The following is a 17,022-nucleotide window of genomic DNA, read 5'->3' on the forward strand; positions in this document are numbered from 1 at the left end:
TGCAATTGCCTCCTTTAAGTTGAACCAATTATCGCTTGATCGATTACATCTGAATCATTGACAGTCGTTGCGCTTTGATAATTGTAGACAGAAACATTATCTCCAACGTTAAAAGAGCCGGCCCCAGCGAAAGCACGTGAATAACTAATAGGCCTAATCGCAAATACATCTCCAATGTGAAAAATACCACTTGACCCAATATTGACGATACGAATATGTCCGACCATAGCTGGCATATAAAACACCTTTCGTTTTTAAAATTTTCTTTTCTACTATTGTATGGGCGTTTTCAATAAAATGTGTGTTTTTTTTTGAAATAAAAGAAACACACACGTTATTACGTGTGTGTTTCGAATGTTTGATTAGGTTGAAAATCCGTATGTACATGCCAAATTACATTTAAGAGCCTGTCCAGTTCTTGGCTACAATCCACTGTTTTTTGAGAAGTCATTCCGTAGCGTTCGGCAAAATAGATCATTTTTTCACGTTTTTTTTCAATAGCTTGCTCAAACATTGAAATCGGCTCCATCTCTAAATGAAATTTTTAGTATATATGTAGTACATATTATACAAAAATCCCATAAAAAAGAAACAACTTCGCTAAAAAAAGTAAAATTTCTACATTTTATGTCAAATAACGAATGGTAACGAATAAGGTGCGAGAAGAATATTGTAAAAATTAGCGTGCATGAGAAGGTTTTTTTCTTATAGATGCGAATACAATTAAATGGTATGAGTTTTAGGATGGAGAGTGGAAATATTGCGTTTTGTAACGGCGAAGAAAGAGGAAAAGGTATTTTTAGGTATTGTAGACGAAGAGGAAGAAAAAGTACTGCACTTAAGAGAAGCGCAAAGACAAAAAGGGGAAAAGGTTACGATTCCGATTACAATGTTAGAGTGTATTGAAAGAGGGACTGAATGTCTTGAGAAAATATGTGAAATTGTAAATTGGGCAAAGGAAAATGAAGGGGTAGCGTATTATCCGTTAACAGAGGTGAAAATATTAGCACCAATTCCAAGGCCAAGAAAGAATATACTTTGTGTTGGGAAAAACTATCGTGAACATGCAATCGAGATGGGCGGAGTAGAGTCTATTCCGGAAAATATAATGATTTTTACGAAAGCACCAACAACAGTTATTGGAATTGATGAGAAAATCAATGGGCATTCCCACGCAACGAATGAACTAGATTATGAAGGGGAACTAGCTATTGTTATTGGTAAGCGAGGGAAGCAAATAAAAAAAGAAAAAGCGCTTGACCATGTTTTCGGATATACAGTTATAAATGATGTAACCGCTCGTGACATTCAAAGGAAACATAAACAGTTTTTCCTTGGGAAAAGCTTCGATACGTTTTGTCCGATGGGACCGTATTTAATGCATAAATCAATGGTTGAAACGCCGAACGCATTACACATCGAAACAGTAGTAAATGGAGAAGTAAGACAAACTTCAAACACAAATAAAATGATTTTTTCAATTGAAGAAATTATTTCAACGATAAGTAAAGGGATGACATTAGAACCAGGCGATATTATCGCAACAGGAACGCCGTCTGGTGTCGGAAAGGGCTTTACACCACCGAAGTTTTTACACGCTGGTGATGAAGTGGTCATTACAGTAGAGGGAATTGGTACTTTGCGAAATGTAGTGAAATGAAGAAAAAAGCTATCTTGTATAAAGATAGCTTTTTTCTATGGTCTCGGGTTATAGAGGTAATCGATAACGGCAAAAGTGTAAAGACCAATTAATGCAAGTGTACAAATGCCAAATAATATAACCGCAAGTGCGCTTTTTTCTCGTCCAAATCCAATAATAGTAAGAATAACAGCAGTCCAAAATGATGCTTTCAGTAGTGTGAGTGTAGTAGGAGTTGAGTAATGAAGCCATGTTGTGGAAAGGATGAAACCAAAGAATGTAACTAAAATAAAAGCTGTAGCTAAATAGTTAATATGTTTACCATATCTTAATAGCATGTCGCACCTCCTTCTATGAATGAAAAAACAGAAAATTACAATTGAACTTTAATATAAATCACTATAAAAGGAAAGAGGTTGTCCTAACGTGTAGGACAACCTCTCTATCATTACGATAAAACAGCTTTAATTTTTTGGAATGCCCACTCTAAATCTTCTTCAGAGATTACTAGAGGTGGTGCGATACGAATTACATTTTCGTGTGTTTCTTTACATAACAGCCCAGCTGCTTTTAGTTGTTCACAGTAAGGACGAGCTGGCTCGTTTAATTCGATACCGATGAATAAACCTTTACCGCGAACGTCAGTAATCATTGGGTTATCAATTTCTTTTAATTGCCCAACTAATTTTTCTCCTAATTGAAGAGAACGCTCTGTTAATTTTTCTTCTTCTAACACTTCAAGAGCTGCGATAGAAACAGCACATGCAAGTGGGTTACCACCGAATGTAGAACCGTGAGAACCTGGCTCGAATACACCTAAAATGTCGCGGTTTGCTGCAACGCAAGAGATTGGGAATACGCCACCACCAAGTGCTTTACCAAGTATGTACATGTCAGGAGTTACATCGTCCCAGTCGCAAGCAAATACTTTACCAGTACGGCCTAAGCCTGTTTGGATTTCATCTGCTACAAATAAAACGTTTTCTTTTTTACATACTTCAAGAGCTTCTTTTAAGAAACCAGCTGGTGGAATGTTAATTCCTGCTTCACCTTGAATTGGCTCTAAAATGAATGCTGCTGTATTTGGTGTAATTGCAGCTTTTAACGCTTCTAAATCACCGTAAGGAATTACAATAATGCCAGGAAGCATTGGACCGAAGCCACGCTTGTACTCTTCGTTTGATGACATAGAAACAGCACCCATCGTACGTCCGTGGAAGTTATCTTCACAAACGATGATTTCAGCGCGGTTTGCTTCTACTTTTTTCACATCATAAGCCCAGCGGCGAGCTGTTTTAATTGCAGTTTCAACAGCTTCTGCACCTGTATTCATTGGAAGTACCATTTCTTTATTAGTTAGTTTCGCAACTTTTTCGTACCAAGGGCCTAATTGATCACTATGGAAAGCACGAGAAGTTAACGTAACACGATTAGCTTGGTCAATTAAAGCGTTAATAATTTTTGGGTGACGATGACCTTGGTTAACTGCAGAATATGCACTTAATAAGTCCATATAGCGATTTCCTTCAGGATCTTCTACCCAAACGCCTTCTGCTTTAGAAATAACGATTGGAAGTGGGTGATAGTTATTTGCTCCGTATGTGTCTGTAAGTTCGATAATATCCTTAGTTTGAATCATGATTGTTCCCCCTTTTGTTATTACAAGAAGTTTGTAAATACTCTAAATATTATATCATTTAAATGTAAAAAAGCGAAACATTTCCTGAAAATAAATGAACATGTTATCATATAGAGTGAAAAAGTGTGAAAAGAGGAGGTAGGGGATACGATGGTACATATGCATATTACAGCATGGGCGTTAGGTTTAATTTTATTCTTCGTTGCGTATTCACTTTATTCAGCAGGAAGAAAAGGGAAAGGTGTACATATGGGGCTTCGTCTTATGTACATTATCATTATTGTGACAGGTTTCATGTTGTACATGGGTATTATGAAGACTGCAACAAGTAACATGCACATGTGGTACGGTTTAAAAATGATAGCTGGTATTTTAGTTATCGGTGGAATGGAAATGGTTCTTGTGAAAATGAGCAAGAATAAGGCAACAGGGGCAGTTTGGGGATTATTTATTGTCGCACTAGTAGCGGTATTTTACCTTGGACTGAAATTACCGATTGGTTGGCAAGTATTCTAATAAAAAATAAAACCACCGTATCTCTCAAATGTTTGGGGGATACGGTGGTTTTTATTTTTATGTCGCATCGATATGCAACTCTTCTCCATTTACTTTCGTAAAACGGAAAATATTTTTATTTGAAGAAGAGTGACGAACGAAATGGTGCTGCAGTGTACAGATCATCTCTTCATTATCAAATAAAAGAATATTTACGCCCTCGCATGCTTCCTCTTTCGGTAAGAAGGATAAATAATTATGGCAATACATGCAATCATATAGAGAGTAATGAAGTGATTGCAATGATTCTGTTAATAACGCAAAAACAGAATCGGGTAATTCCTCAAGCCATTCATGATAGCTAAGGAGTAATTTTTTACGAATGCGTATCATTTCCCCGTTTTGGAGGGGGTGTTGTTCATTTGCGATTTGCAATATGTTTTGTTCATAAAAACGAGCTGGTAGCCAGTTGTTGTTATATAAAACCTCAAAGCCATCTTCGGCAATATCTTCTAATAAAAATGCTTCGTCATTTTCATCATCAAAGAATACCCATTCATTGTTTATATATTCTACATTACCGACTGAATGAGCACGAGGCTGGTTATATAAAATATGTTTACGTTGTATCATACACGATTTCTCCTTTATGAAAAGTAGTTATTCTTGTTATAGACAGTTCGCGCGTTCTTTATAACTAGACACATCCGGACATAGGTGGGCATACAATAAAACACGTTTTACTGAGTGAAATTACTATTCCGTATACGGATGGTAGGTTATCGTCAAGTTTGTCATTTTTTTGTATCCGCACTTTTAGAGTGGGGATTACTGCACGTTCAGGAAAAGTAATAAGATGGAAGGATGATTTATATGTGCGGGATTACAGGATGGGTGGATTATAAACGCTCATTAGAAGGAGAAAGGGCCGTCGTTATGAAGATGGCTGAGACGTTAGCGAAGCGTGGCCCAGATGATAATAAAGTTTGGATTAAGGGTAATGTCGCGTTTGGGCATAAACGGTTAATCGTTGTTGACCCTGAGGGTGGTAAACAGCCGATGACTTGTTTAAAGGATGAAGCGAATTATGCAATTTGCTATAACGGCGAACTTTATAACACGGAAGACATTCGAAAGGAACTTTTAAGAAGAGGATATACGTTCAAAGGTCATTCTGATACGGAAGTATTATTAGCATCGTATATTGAATGGAAAGAAGAATGTGTCGATCATTTAAACGGTATATATGCGTTTGCTGTATGGGACGAACGGAAAGAACAAGTATTTATTGCAAGAGATCGATTAGGTGTAAAACCGCTATTTTATAAATATGATAGTGGACGATTACTATTTGGCTCAGAGTTAAAAGCGATACTAGCGCATCCTGATGTGAAGGCTGAAGTAACGTTAGAAGGGTTATCAGAAATATTCGGCCTCGGACCATCTAGAACGCCTGGTCACGGTATTTATGCTGGTATAAAAGAATTACGACCGGGCCACGCAATGACATTTTCAAAAAATGGTTTATGTATATGGAGATATTGGAATGTAGAAAGCAAAAAACATGAAGATTCCTTTGAAGAGACAGTAGAGAAAACACGCTTTTTATTACAAGATGCTATTACAAGGCAACTCGTTTCTGATGTACCGTTATGCACTTTTTTATCAGGTGGTGTAGATTCAAGTGCTATAACAGCAATTGCCGCAAAAGAATATGAAAGATCAGGGAAAGGGCCATTACACACGTATTCTATTGACTATGAAGATAATGAAAAATATTTTAAAGCAAATGCATTCCAACCCAATTCAGATGCGCCGTTTATTAACTTAATGACTGAAACGTTTCAAACGACTCACCATCGTTGCGTCATTTCAAATGAACTGCTAGCAGAGTGTTTAACAGAAGCGGTGCTCGTTCGTGATTTGCCTGGTATGGCAGATATCGATTCCTCATTATTATGGTTTTGCCGCGAAATTAAACAAGACTTTGTCGTCGGTTTATCTGGAGAATGTGCAGATGAAATCTTCGGTGGGTATCCATGGTTTTATAGAGAAGATGATTTACAATCAAGTGCATTCCCATGGATGCGCTCTACAGAAGCACGTGAACAACTTCTGAAGAAAGAATGGAGAAGTAAATTAAATTTACAACAATATGTACAAAGGCGCTATGAAGAATCCATTCAAGAAGTTCCTATTTTAGAGGGAGAAAGCCCACTGGAAGCGAAGAGACGACAATTATTTTATTTAAACATGGTATGGTTTATGACAACATTATTAGACAGAAAAGACCGCATGAGTATGGGAGCAAGCTTAGAAGTGCGCGTTCCATTTGCGGACCACCGACTTGTCGAATATGCGTGGAATATTCCTTGGGAAATGAAAATGTATGAAAACCGCGAAAAAGGTCTATTGCGTAAAGCTTTAGAAGGGATACTTCCACATGACATTTTATATAGAAAGAAGAGTCCTTATCCGAAAACGCATAACCCGCATTATACAAAAGCGGTAACAGTATGGCTACAAGATTTATTAACGGATAAAGGCTCAATTTTGCATGAATTGTTTGATAAAGAGCAATTGAATGGATTAATCCACTCAGGCGGAAGTGCATTCCAAACACCTTGGTTCGGTCAATTAATGACTGGGCCGCAACTTCTAGCTCATTTAGCACAAATTCACGTTTGGTTTAAAGAGTATGGGGTAAATATTAAAGAATAGCAAAAAAGCGGCTTACATGTACGTGAGCCGCTTTTTTTATTAAATAAATTGTCATATAAAATTAAAAATCACCTTATAAATAATATTTATTTAGAATTATTATTTTGACGTACTTATTATTGCTTGTTATAATTGGAAACAAATGTTCTTGAAAAAGATTCTCATTTTCAAAAATTGAGGTGTGAAATAGATGGCAAAGAAAAAAATAGGTTTACTCGTAATGGCGTATGGAACGCCGGAGTCATTGGATGATGTAGAAGCGTATTATACACATATCCGTCATGGGCGTAAGCCAACAGAAGAAGCGCTCCAAGATTTAATCGGGCGTTATAAAGCAATTGGTGGAATATCACCGCTTGCGAAAATTACGAAAGAGCAAGCGCATAAATTAACGGATTCAATGAATAATATATTTACAGAGTATGAATTTACTTGTTACTTAGGATTAAAACATATTGCACCAGTTATAGAAGACGCAGTAGAAGAGATGAAGAAAGATGGGATTGAGCATGCGATTAGTATCGTATTAGCACCGCATTACTCTACATTCAGCATTAAAGCATATAATGAACGCGCGATTCGTCTTTCAGAAGACATTGGTGGCCCTGTTATTGAACCAATTGAACAATGGTACGATGAACCGAAGTTTATTTCCTATTGGGCAGATCAAATAAAAGAAACGTTTACAAAAGTTAAAGATAAAGAAAAAGCAGTCGTAATTTTTTCGGCGCATAGTTTACCAGAGAAGATTATTGCAGCAGGTGACCCATACGTAGAGCAATTACGGCAAACAGCAGATTTAATTGCTACAGAAGCAGGTGTAAAGCACTATACAATTGGTTGGCAAAGTGCAGGAAATACACCAGACCCATGGATTGGACCAGATGTGCAAGATTTAACGAGAGATTTATTTGAAGAGCATGGATATGAATCTTTCGTATATTGCCCAGTTGGATTTGTGGCAGAGCATTTAGAAGTTTTATATGACAACGACTATGAATGTAAGGTTGTAACGGATGAATTAAACGCCCAATATTTTAGACCGAATATGCCAAATGCACAACCTGTATTTATTGATTGTTTAGCTGAAATTGTTTCCAAAAAAATGAAGGGAATAGTTGACAAAGATTTAGTTTTGAATAATAATTAGTTTATAATAATTTTAAATAAATAATAATTACTACGAAAGAAAGAGGAGGATCCCCAGATGAATCCAAATAATCGCTTAACAACAAACCAAGGTGCTCCAGTTGGAGATAATCAAAACTCTCGTACAGCTGGTCGCCGTGGACCGGTATTGTTAGAAGACTATCATTTAGTAGAAAAACTTGCACATTTTGATCGTGAACGTATTCCAGAGCGTGTTGTGCATGCGCGTGGTGCAGGTGCTCACGGTGTATTCGTAACGAAAAACAGCATGAAGCAATATACGAAAGCCGCATTTTTACAAAATGAAGGAACTGAAACGCCTGTATTTGTTCGTTTCTCAACGGTTATTCATGGTCAAGGTTCTCCGGAAACAGCTCGTGATCCACGTGGGTTCGCTGTTAAATTTTATACAGAAGAAGGAAATTACGATATCGTAGGTAACCACTTACCAGTCTTCTTCATTCGTGATGCAATTAAATTCCCTGATATGGTGCATTCTTTAAAACCAGCACCTGATACAAACATTCAAACGCCAGATCGTTACTGGGATTTCATGACGTTAAGTCCGGAATCTACACATATGATGACGTGGGTATTTTCTGATTACGGTACACCAGCGAGTTATCGTGAAATGGAAGGTTTCGGTGTCCATTCATTTAAATGGATTAATGCAGAAGGTAAAATCGTCTATATTAAATATCACTGGAAACCACAGCAAGGTGTACGTAACTTAAATGCAAAAGAAGTGCAAGAAGTGCAAGGGAAAGACTTCAACCATGCAACTCGTGACTTGTTCGATGCAATCGAAAAAGGAAATTATCCGAAGTGGGATTTACACGTACAAGTGATGCAACTAGATGAAACGGATTCTTTAGACTTTGATCCACTAGATCCAACGAAAGTATGGCCCGAAGATCGTTTCCCATTAATGGAAGTAGGAACAATGACGTTAAATCGTAATCCGAAAAACTTCTTCGCGGAAGTAGAACAAGTGGCGTTCTCTCCGAGTGCAACTGTAAATGGTATTGAACCATCTGAAGATAAATTATTACAAGGACGTTTATTCTCTTACCCAGATACACAGCGTTATCGCCTTGGTGCAAACTACTTACAAATTCCTGTAAACTGCCCATATGCAGCTGTTCATAACCAACAACGTGATGGTGCAATGCAAGTAAATCAAAACCCATCTACGGTAAACTACGAACCGAGCCGTCATACGGAAAATCCGGTTGAAGATCCAACTTACCGCGATTCAACTATGAAAGTAGAAGGCTACGTATCTCGTGAAAAAATTGAGAAACCAAATGACTTCAAACAAGCAGGGGAGCGTTACCGTTCATTTTCTAAAGAAGAGCAAGATAACTTAATTGCAAACTTAACAAACGACTTAAAAGACGTAAATGAGCGCACGAAATTATTAGCTGTTTGTAACTTCTTCCGTGCAGATCAAGAGTACGGTATGCGTTTAGCTCAAGCGTTAAATGTTGATATTACGCAATATGTAGGGAATGCTCCGAAATAAATAGAAAAAGACGACCGGTTTTCGGTCGTCTTTTTATGTGTAAAATAAGCTTTACACGGGGTATTTTTCGTTTTCATCATGTCGGAATTTGTTGGTAAATCGATATTTTGTGTCGAAACGTCGATATAATGAAAGAATCGCTGATATATTTAAAAAATCGTCGATATATCCGAATAATCGCTGATATATTCATGAATATACCAACTAGGGTATACCACCGACAGTATAATAAAAAGAGATGCAATCTACTAGTAGTAGATTGCATCTCTTTTTTAATTCACTCGCTCAGTATACTCATAAGCCTTCTCACCGTGCATCGAAATATCAAGTCCCATATGTTCTTCGTGCTCATCTACCCGAACAGGGAGGAAGTAGTTGATCGCTTTAATAATGGCGTATGTCATTATAATTGTGAATGCATATGTTGCTCCGATTGCGACAAGTTGTTTAAATAGTAAAGCTGCGTTTCCGTAAAACAGACCGTTAGCGCCATCACCGTTTACAGTAGTAGTTGCGAAAAGTCCAGTTGCAATACCGCCCCAAGTTCCTCCGATGCCGTGACATCCGAATGCATCAAGTGTATCGTCGTACCCAAATTTCGTTTTCAAGAAGAAGACAGCACCGAAACATAATACGCCCCCGATTGCTCCGATAAGAAGGGCGGAGAAAGGTGTAACAAATCCGCAAGCTGGCGTAATTGCGACTAAACCGGAAACAACCCCGCAAGCAGCTCCCATCGCAGTCGGTTTCGATTGGAAGAACCATTCAGATAGCATCCAAGTTAGAGCAGAGGCAGCGGCGGCTATATTTGTATTAATAAATGCAGTTAAAGCGACGTCGTTTAATGATAATGCACTCCCGACGTTAAAACCGAACCACCCGAACCATAGTAAACCTGCACCTAACATCGTAAATGGTAAATGGTGAGGAGAGGTACCGTTTATGTTTTTTCGTTTTCCGAGGAAAATCGCTAATACAAGACCAGCAACACCAGAAGTGATATGAACGACATTACCACCAGCGAAGTCTAACGCGCCAAGTTCTCTTAGCCATCCGCCAACGCCCCATACCCAATGAGCGACGGGATTGTAAACGAGTGTTGTCCATAGAAGAATAAAAATAAGAAAGGCAGAAAAACGCATTCTTTCAGCGAATGCACCTGAAATTAAAGCTGGAGTTAAAATAGCGAACATGAGTTGGAACATCATAAATAAATTGTGAGGAATAGTAGATGAGTAGTCTGGATTTGGTGCGTAGGTAACTCCGTTTAAGCCGAACCAATCGAGATTGCCTATAAGTCCGTGCCAATCTGGTCCGAAAGATAAAGAATAACCGATTACAATCCACTGAATTGAGACGATAGCCATTGCGCTGTAGCTGTGCATCGTTGTGCTCAATACATTTTTACTACGAACCATGCCTCCGTAAAAAAGTGCTAATCCTGGTGTCATTAACATGACCATTACTGTCGTTATAAACATAAAAACTGTATCTCCCGTATTCATTCAATCCCCTCCTATAATGTTAGAAAATATTACATTATTTGTTATGTTTCATATCATATTCGAAATTGAGGTGAAAATCAACTGAATTTTTAGAAAATTTTATTAATCATGTAAGAAAGTCTAACATTATGTATTTTTGAAGGAATGAAATCAGCGTATGCGATTTGCTTGGATAATTGGTATAATATTCTTACAATTAAAAAACTTGGGGGATGCGTGTGGAAAAAATATGGACTAGGAACCTATTCATTTGTTTTTGTTTAGCTGTCGTTTTGTTTGTACCAATACATACTTTTGCAGATGAAAAAAGAGAGTGGCGAGATGAAGTCATATATTCGATTATGATTGATCGCTTCAATAATGGAGAACCGAAAAATGACAAGCAGTTAGACGTTGGTAATTTAGAAGGTTATCAGGGCGGAGATATAAGAGGGATTATAAAAAGGCTGGATTATATAAAAGAAATGGGTTTTACGACTGTTATGCTTTCGCCGCTTTTTGAAAGTGGACAGTATGATGGATTAGACGTGCGAAATTTTCAAAAAGTAAATGAACATTTCGGAACAGAAAATGATGTGAAAGAGCTTGTAAAAGAAGCTCACGAAAAAGGAATGAAAGTTGTATTTCAATTTCCATTTGGAGAAAACGAACAACAAGTAATCGACTCGATGAAATGGTGGGTAAAAGAAGTCGATTTAGATGGAAGTTATGTAATACATAGTGAAAAAAAGCCGCGTTCTTTCTGGGGTGACGTTCAAAAGGATATGCAAGTGATAAAGAAAGATTTTCGTATTATGACAAAAGAAGATAGTGAATACAATGAAAAAATAGTAGAATCGTTTTCCGGAGCGGATGTATCGGTGAAATCGTTATATGATGTGAGTAAAAAAGAAGAGGAGTTTGTTACGTTTTTAGATAATCAAGAAACAAAAAGGTTTGCACGTATCGCAAAAGAAAATATGTATTATCCGCCATCACGTTTGAAACTAGCTCTTACCTATTTATTAACATCACCAGGGATTCCGAATTTTTATTACGGAACTGAAATCGCATTAGATGGAGGAAGCGTACCGGATAATCGCCGATTAATGGATTTTAAATCAGATGAAAAGTTTATGCAGCACATAACAAAGCTTGGCGAACTTAGACAAATGAGACCATCTTTACGACGTGGTACGTTTGAACTTTTATATGATAAAGATGGAATGAGTATATTAAAACGAAAGTACAAAGATGAAGTAACATTAGTAGCAATTAATAATACGAAAGAAACACAAAAAGTTTCCTTACCTGCAAGTGCAATTGGTGAAAAACAACAGTTAAGAGGATTGTTAGAAGACGAAATTATAAGAGAAGAAAACGGGAAGTTCTATCTCGTTTTAAAGCGTGAAGAATCGAATGTGTATACTGTTAGTAAAGAAACAGGTGTGAATTGGTTATTTATCTCCTTAATCGTCGGTGTGAACGTATTATTTATTGCGTTTTTAATTGCGGTTAAAAGGAAACGTAGATGAGGTGAGATATTTGCAGAAAAAGAAGTTGCTCGCTCTATGTTCATGTCTTCTTATCGTATTTGTAAGTTTGTATTTTGGGGACATCGGTGACGATAGGGAATTTGTTCGGTGGGGTGATAGTATTCATTCTGTTGACACAGCAGCTCTTAAGAAAAATAATATTCAATACAAAATCGAAAATGATAAAGTATATATTCCGAAAAAATCATTTGATAAAGCGATATGGTGCTGCTCTTAATAAATACAAAAACTCCTCTAATTAAGAGGAGTTTTCTTTTTAGCGATAGTTAATGAATTGTACGTCAATCGGTAAGTCAGCACTGCGAACGGCTACGATTACTGCTTGTAAGTCATCACGGCTTTTCGCTGTAACACGTACTTGATCATCTTGTACTTGTGTTTTCACTTTTAATTTCATTTCTTTAATGATGTTGTTAATTTTTTTCGCGTTATCTTTATCGATACCTTGTTGTAACGTTGCGCGTTGGCGAACAGTGTTACCAGTCGCAGCTTCCACTTTTCCATAGTCCAAGTTTTTAATTGGAACGTTACGTTTTACAAGTTTAGAAATTAAAACGTCTTTTACTTGGTCTAATTTGAACTCGTCGTCAGAAGTTAAAACAAGTACTTCTTTTTCTAGTTTAATATCACTTTTACTTCCTTTAAAGTCATATCGGTTTTGGATTTCCTTTAATGCGATGTTAATTGCGTTTGTTACTTCAGGTAATTCTACTTTCGAAACGATGTCAAAAGAACTATCTTTTGCCATAGTTAGCACCTCCAAATAAATTTCTAATCTTTTTATGTACTGTACATACTAAAGTATAGCTGAAAACGAGCTTAGACTTAAGTGTTTTCATACTGATATTCATGTAACCTCACTTTATTATAGTGAATTTTGGGCAGTTGGACAAATAAAGGAAAAATCGTGTTATAATTAACTTTTGTTTGGAATGATAAAAAAGATAACTTTATATATATAGAAGGGAATTAAAAAATATGTATTTGCAATTAGGATCGATTGAACAGGTAACTGTTTTACGCGAAACGGAAATCGGATATATGGTTGGGAATGAAGAGGAAGAAATTTTCCTACATAAAAACGAAGTAGCTGGAGAAATTGAAGAAGGCGATACAATTGATGTATTCTTATACCTTGATCACCAAAATCGTATTTCAGCAACAATGAAGGAGCCAATTATTACAACACATGATTGGAATTGGGTAAAGGTTGTAGAAGTTATTCCTAGTTTAGGTGTGTTTGTTGATATTGGTGTATCAAAAGATATACTAATTCCACTTGATGAGTTCCCGATTTATATGCCAGTATGGCCAGAAGTAGGCGACGAATTATATTGTACGTTAAAATTAACGAATCGTGATCGTTTAATCGCTCTTCCAGCAAGAGACAGTGATATGCAAGAAATTATCGTAGATGCGACGCCATCTATGCGTAATAAAAACGTCAATGGACGTGTGTATCGTTCACTTCAAGTTGGTTCATTCATACTAACTGATGAGCATTTCCGTGCTTTCTTACACCATACAGAAAGAAAAGAACAAGTCCGCATCGGTGAGCGTGTAACAGGTCGTATTATTGACGTGAAAGATGACGGTACAATCAACATTTCACTTCTTCCTCGTAAAGAAGAAGGAATGGAAGATGATGCTGCAGTAATTTATGAATATATGGAAGAAAGAGGCGGAGCAATGCCGTTTTGGGATAAGAGCCACCCAGAAGACATTAAAGAACGTTTCAATATGAGTAAAGCTGCGTTTAAGCGTGCGCTTGGTAAAATGATGAAAGAAGAAAAGATTTACCAAGAAGAAGGTTGGACTTACTTTAAGAAATAAAGTGAATGAAAAAGAACTATTTTTTCTCTAAATTTTTAAGAGAAAAAATAGTTCTTTTTTTTATTATAAAGTAGATAAAAAGTAAATAAGGTGTAATAAAACGTTTAATCTACAAATATTTTACTGTATTTATAAGGAAAAAAGAATATAAAATGGTAAATTGTCGGAAAATATACATTTTTAGAAAAAAGATACAATATTGTCGTTTTTATATTGAAGATCACCAGAAAATTCTTTAAATTGTTAATTGTAAGAATGAAAACAGATGAGAATGGCCACGTACGTACGTATATCGCACCGAATGATGCTGGTGTAACATATAATTATGATCAAACAGGGAAACTATCGGATTTAGCTATTGCAACACCACAGCAAATGCTACTATTAGAGAAATATGAGTATGACAAAACAGGAAACCGTACGAAGATTAAACATGAAAGTTCTGATGGGAAAATAACGGAAACAAATTACGTATACGATTCAATTAATCAATTATTAAAAGAATCTACACCAAATGGAACAGTTAGAGACTACACGTATGATGGATTTGGCAATCGTACGAGTGTGAAAATAACAGAAAATGGAAAAGAAACGAAATCAGTAATCGCAACATTTAACGAAGGAAATCAACTTCTAAAATTCGGAAACGAATCGTTAACGTATGACGCAAATGGTAACCGTACATCTGATGGGAAATACACATACACATGGAACGAAGCAGACCAACTTGTTGCTGTAACGAAAAAAGGGGAAGGCAAACCGTTCGCAACATATAAATACGACAACGAAAACCGTCGTATTGAAAAGAACGTAAACGGACAAGTAACCCGTTACTTCTACGACGGTGACAGCATTAACCCGCTATACGAAACAGGCGGGAACGGAAAAGTCCTCCGTCAATACGTTTACAACAAAGACGGTGTCCGCCTAGCAATGAAAATCCAAGATCAATCGGTATACTACCACTACAACCCGCGCGGTGACGTAATAGTAATGACCGACAAGGACGGACAAATAGTCGCAAGCTATGAATATGATGCATGGGGTAACGTCCTAAAGAGCGAAGCGAAAGGAATCGCAGCGGCCAATCCATTCGGATATAAGGAGAAAATATGGATAAATATATTGAAATACACAAACCTGCAACAGAAAATAACGAATATTTTCTAGTGTTAGATGAACATGATAATTTTGAATTGGTTATCAACGATTAATAGATATATAGTTGATGTTGATACAAGCATGGAACAATTTATGGAAACAATGATGTCGAAATTTCATTTATATCTTTTAGTGGATTGTGAAGGGGTTCAAGAAGAATTAACAAAGGTGCAAAATTATATTTAGGAAAAAGAATTAAAAGAGTTAAACTGGAAAAAGTCGACCGTAAAGAGCGCAATTTTAATAAAACAGAATGATCCTGCAACTGATATTTTCGATGTGATTTCTCCTGTATGTATGGAGGGAAGCCTCATGTTCCTTTTCTCTGAAAAGGAAGTAAACGAAAATGAATTAGAGAGTATTATAAAACATATAAAATTTGATCGGACAAGAGTATATTTCAATAAAGAAACAATTGAACTGGCGGGGGGAATGGGTTATATAGTAGGGTATTTTGAAGATGAGTATTATATAGTATCTTTACGTTCGGAAAAGCAAGTATTTGTTTGCTTTGCAGAAGAATGTATCATAGGCTAGAATACAAGCAATAAAACATGAAATAAAAAAAGCACAGTCTTATCTTTTTAAATAAGACCGTGCTTTTTTTAGTTTCCCCGCTCAAATATAAGAGAAAATGTATCGTTTAATTCACTATCATTTATTTTAATATTTGCCTTTTTTAATTCGTCTTGTAATAGTTTTTGACTGAATGTAGGGTCAGCGATACGTTCTTCTTCTAAGTTTTTACGAATGGAGTCTTTCACTTCATCGTAAGGCTTTAAATCCTTTTTATCAGTTAATTTAATAATGTGATAGCCGTTCGTTGATTTGACGGGATTGCTAATTTCGCCAACTTTTAGTTTGTAGGCAGCTGTTTCAAATTCAGGCGCCATTGTACCTGAATTAAAGTATCCGAGGTCTCCGCCTTTTTCTTTTGATAGTAGATCTTGTGATTCTTGTTTTGCTAATTCTTCAAATGAAGCACCAGCGTCTAGTTTTTTCTTTATTTCTTTCGCTGCATTTTCATCGCTTACTAAAATGTGACTCGCTTTAATTTCTGGTTTATAGTGGTCTTTCACGTCTTTTTCTGTAACGCTTTTCTTAACGGCTTCATGCAGAGCGAGTTTGAACTTCATTTGATTTTTGAAATCAGCCTCATCTTTTAAACGATTGTTTTCTAAAAATCCTTTGAATTGGTCTCCAAATTGATTTTTTACTTTTTGGACCTCGTTATCTACATCATCGTCAGATACTTTATATTTTTTTGTAATAACGTCGTATGCCATCATTTCGTATAGCATGTCTTTTCCGTAACGATCTTTCAATTGTTTTTCGAAGTCGCTCTTCGTAATGGTTGAGTCTGTTGCTGTAGCGACTGTAGCTGATCCATTCTTTTGTCCGCAAGCAGAAAGCATTAATATACTTATTAGTGCAGTAATAATGAAAATATGTTTCCCTCTCATGCTAACACCTCATCCGAATATGTTATCGCTATTGTAGAATATAGAAGTGAACATGAAGTGAATTTTTAATGTTTTTTCCTGTGAAATGTAAAAAAAGTACATCAACAATTATGTTGATGTACGATGGGATCAAAGGTGATCAGTCTTCTTGGAATATGCGCGCTTGCCCTGCTGAATATTTTTTTGCTCTTGCTCATTTTTTTGCGTGCGTTTTGCATTATTATCGCGAGCTTTTTTGTCGTTATCACTCGTATGTGGCATATGTATCAACTCCATTTCTAAACGTTGTACGTTTATCATTTCCTTTTTCGTAAAGACTATGTATAGCGGTGCATTTATGAAGGGTAAAGGTGGATT

General features: G+C 36.5%; 17 protein-coding genes and 2 pseudogenes. 10 read left to right on the forward strand and 9 right to left on the reverse strand.

Translation table 11 applies throughout. The annotated features are described in order from the left end of the window. Positions 1–14: 14 nt before the first annotated feature. Both gerPA and F0362_RS05825 read right to left on the reverse strand, forming a co-directional pair. The gene (gene gerPA / locus F0362_RS05820; protein ID WP_001111187.1) at positions 15–236 is read right to left on the reverse strand and encodes a spore germination protein GerPA; all 222 of its coding nucleotides are present in this window, start codon (positions 234–236) and stop codon (positions 15–17) included. Positions 237–337: 101 nt separating this feature from the next. Continuing rightward, the gene (locus tag F0362_RS05825; RefSeq protein ID WP_000462849.1) at positions 338–514 is read right to left on the reverse strand and encodes an aspartyl-phosphate phosphatase Spo0E family protein; all 177 of its coding nucleotides are present in this window, start codon (positions 512–514) and stop codon (positions 338–340) included. A 246-nt stretch (positions 515–760) separates the two neighbouring features. Here F0362_RS05825 and F0362_RS05830 point away from each other — a divergent pair, with 246 nt between their 5' ends. After that, on the forward strand, positions 761–1,660 hold the full coding sequence (locus F0362_RS05830; protein ID WP_001213067.1) for a fumarylacetoacetate hydrolase family protein: 900 nt from the start codon (positions 761–763) through the stop codon (positions 1,658–1,660). Positions 1,661–1,695: 35 nt separating this feature from the next. Here F0362_RS05830 and F0362_RS05835 read toward each other — a convergent pair whose 3' ends face one another. Then, positions 1,696–1,977, reverse strand: coding sequence for a hypothetical protein (locus tag F0362_RS05835; RefSeq protein ID WP_000926856.1), 282 nt, complete (start codon positions 1,975–1,977; stop codon positions 1,696–1,698). Positions 1,978–2,087: 110 nt separating this feature from the next. Further along, on the reverse strand, positions 2,088–3,278 hold the full coding sequence (gene rocD / locus F0362_RS05840) for an ornithine aminotransferase (RefSeq protein WP_000616647.1): 1,191 nt from the start codon (positions 3,276–3,278) through the stop codon (positions 2,088–2,090). Positions 3,279–3,428: 150 nt separating this feature from the next. Here rocD and F0362_RS05845 point away from each other — a divergent pair, with 150 nt between their 5' ends. Beyond that, positions 3,429–3,794: a YisL family protein gene (locus F0362_RS05845; protein ID WP_000233490.1), complete on the forward strand. Its 366-nt coding sequence runs from the start codon at positions 3,429–3,431 to the stop codon at positions 3,792–3,794. A 57-nt stretch (positions 3,795–3,851) separates the two neighbouring features. Here the strand turns inward: F0362_RS05845 and F0362_RS05850 are convergent, their stop codons facing one another. Next, positions 3,852–4,406, reverse strand: coding sequence for a DUF2777 domain-containing protein (locus F0362_RS05850; protein ID WP_000616037.1), 555 nt, complete (start codon positions 4,404–4,406; stop codon positions 3,852–3,854). A 240-nt stretch (positions 4,407–4,646) separates the two neighbouring features. On the opposite strand from F0362_RS05850, the gene asnB reads away from it, so the two are divergent. The 3 genes from asnB (at position 4,647) to katB (ending at position 9,168) form a co-directional block, all read left to right on the forward strand. Next, positions 4,647–6,494, forward strand: a complete 1,848-nt coding sequence (gene asnB / locus F0362_RS05855) for an asparagine synthase (glutamine-hydrolyzing) (RefSeq protein WP_000333956.1) — start codon at positions 4,647–4,649, stop codon at positions 6,492–6,494. Between the two features lie 190 nt (positions 6,495–6,684). Next, positions 6,685–7,644: a ferrochelatase gene (gene hemH / locus F0362_RS05860; RefSeq protein WP_001075096.1), complete on the forward strand. Its 960-nt coding sequence runs from the start codon at positions 6,685–6,687 to the stop codon at positions 7,642–7,644. Positions 7,645–7,701: 57 nt separating this feature from the next. Continuing rightward, complete coding sequence (gene katB, locus F0362_RS05865; protein WP_001069169.1) at positions 7,702–9,168, forward strand: catalase KatB; 1,467 nt, start codon at positions 7,702–7,704, stop codon at positions 9,166–9,168. 272 nt (positions 9,169–9,440) lie between these two features. Here the strand turns inward: katB and F0362_RS05870 are convergent, their stop codons facing one another. Then, the gene (locus F0362_RS05870; RefSeq protein WP_001091643.1) at positions 9,441–10,673 is read right to left on the reverse strand and encodes an ammonium transporter; all 1,233 of its coding nucleotides are present in this window, start codon (positions 10,671–10,673) and stop codon (positions 9,441–9,443) included. A 218-nt stretch (positions 10,674–10,891) separates the two neighbouring features. On the opposite strand from F0362_RS05870, the gene F0362_RS05880 reads away from it, so the two are divergent. Further along, complete coding sequence (locus F0362_RS05880) at positions 10,892–12,187, forward strand: alpha-amylase family glycosyl hydrolase (protein WP_000412002.1); 1,296 nt, start codon at positions 10,892–10,894, stop codon at positions 12,185–12,187. Between the two features lie 10 nt (positions 12,188–12,197). Then, positions 12,198–12,425, forward strand: a complete 228-nt coding sequence (locus F0362_RS05885; RefSeq protein ID WP_001169968.1) for a hypothetical protein — start codon at positions 12,198–12,200, stop codon at positions 12,423–12,425. Between the two features lie 39 nt (positions 12,426–12,464). Here F0362_RS05885 and F0362_RS05890 read toward each other — a convergent pair whose 3' ends face one another. Next, the gene (locus F0362_RS05890; RefSeq protein WP_001040147.1) at positions 12,465–12,956 is read right to left on the reverse strand and encodes a YajQ family cyclic di-GMP-binding protein; all 492 of its coding nucleotides are present in this window, start codon (positions 12,954–12,956) and stop codon (positions 12,465–12,467) included. A gap of 230 nt (positions 12,957–13,186) precedes the next feature. Between F0362_RS05890 and F0362_RS05895 the strand changes: the two genes are divergently transcribed. From F0362_RS05895 to F0362_RS31360, 3 genes and pseudogenes are all read left to right on the forward strand, one after another. Beyond that, positions 13,187–14,041, forward strand: a complete 855-nt coding sequence (locus tag F0362_RS05895) for a CvfB family protein (protein WP_000281281.1) — start codon at positions 13,187–13,189, stop codon at positions 14,039–14,041. A 264-nt stretch (positions 14,042–14,305) separates the two neighbouring features. Next, a pseudogene (locus F0362_RS05900) lies at positions 14,306–15,142 on the forward strand (RHS repeat domain-containing protein); the annotation flags it as partial. A gap of 11 nt (positions 15,143–15,153) precedes the next feature. Then, positions 15,154–15,739: pseudogene (locus F0362_RS31360) on the forward strand (hypothetical protein). Between the two features lie 68 nt (positions 15,740–15,807). Here the strand turns inward: F0362_RS31360 and prsA are convergent. Both prsA and F0362_RS05915 read right to left on the reverse strand, forming a co-directional pair. After that, on the reverse strand, positions 15,808–16,665 hold the full coding sequence (gene prsA, locus F0362_RS05910; protein WP_001214219.1) for a peptidylprolyl isomerase PrsA: 858 nt from the start codon (positions 16,663–16,665) through the stop codon (positions 15,808–15,810). A 129-nt stretch (positions 16,666–16,794) separates the two neighbouring features. Continuing rightward, a complete protein-coding gene (locus F0362_RS05915) occupies positions 16,795–16,926 on the reverse strand; it encodes a DUF3941 domain-containing protein (protein WP_001120851.1) in 132 nt (43 codons plus the stop codon). Positions 16,927–17,022 lie beyond the last annotated feature (96 nt).

Origin of the sequence: Bacillus sp. BS98 (assembly GCF_008432245.1) — a bacterium.
Lineage (GTDB): Bacteria > Bacillota > Bacilli > Bacillales > Bacillaceae_G > Bacillus_A > Bacillus_A toyonensis.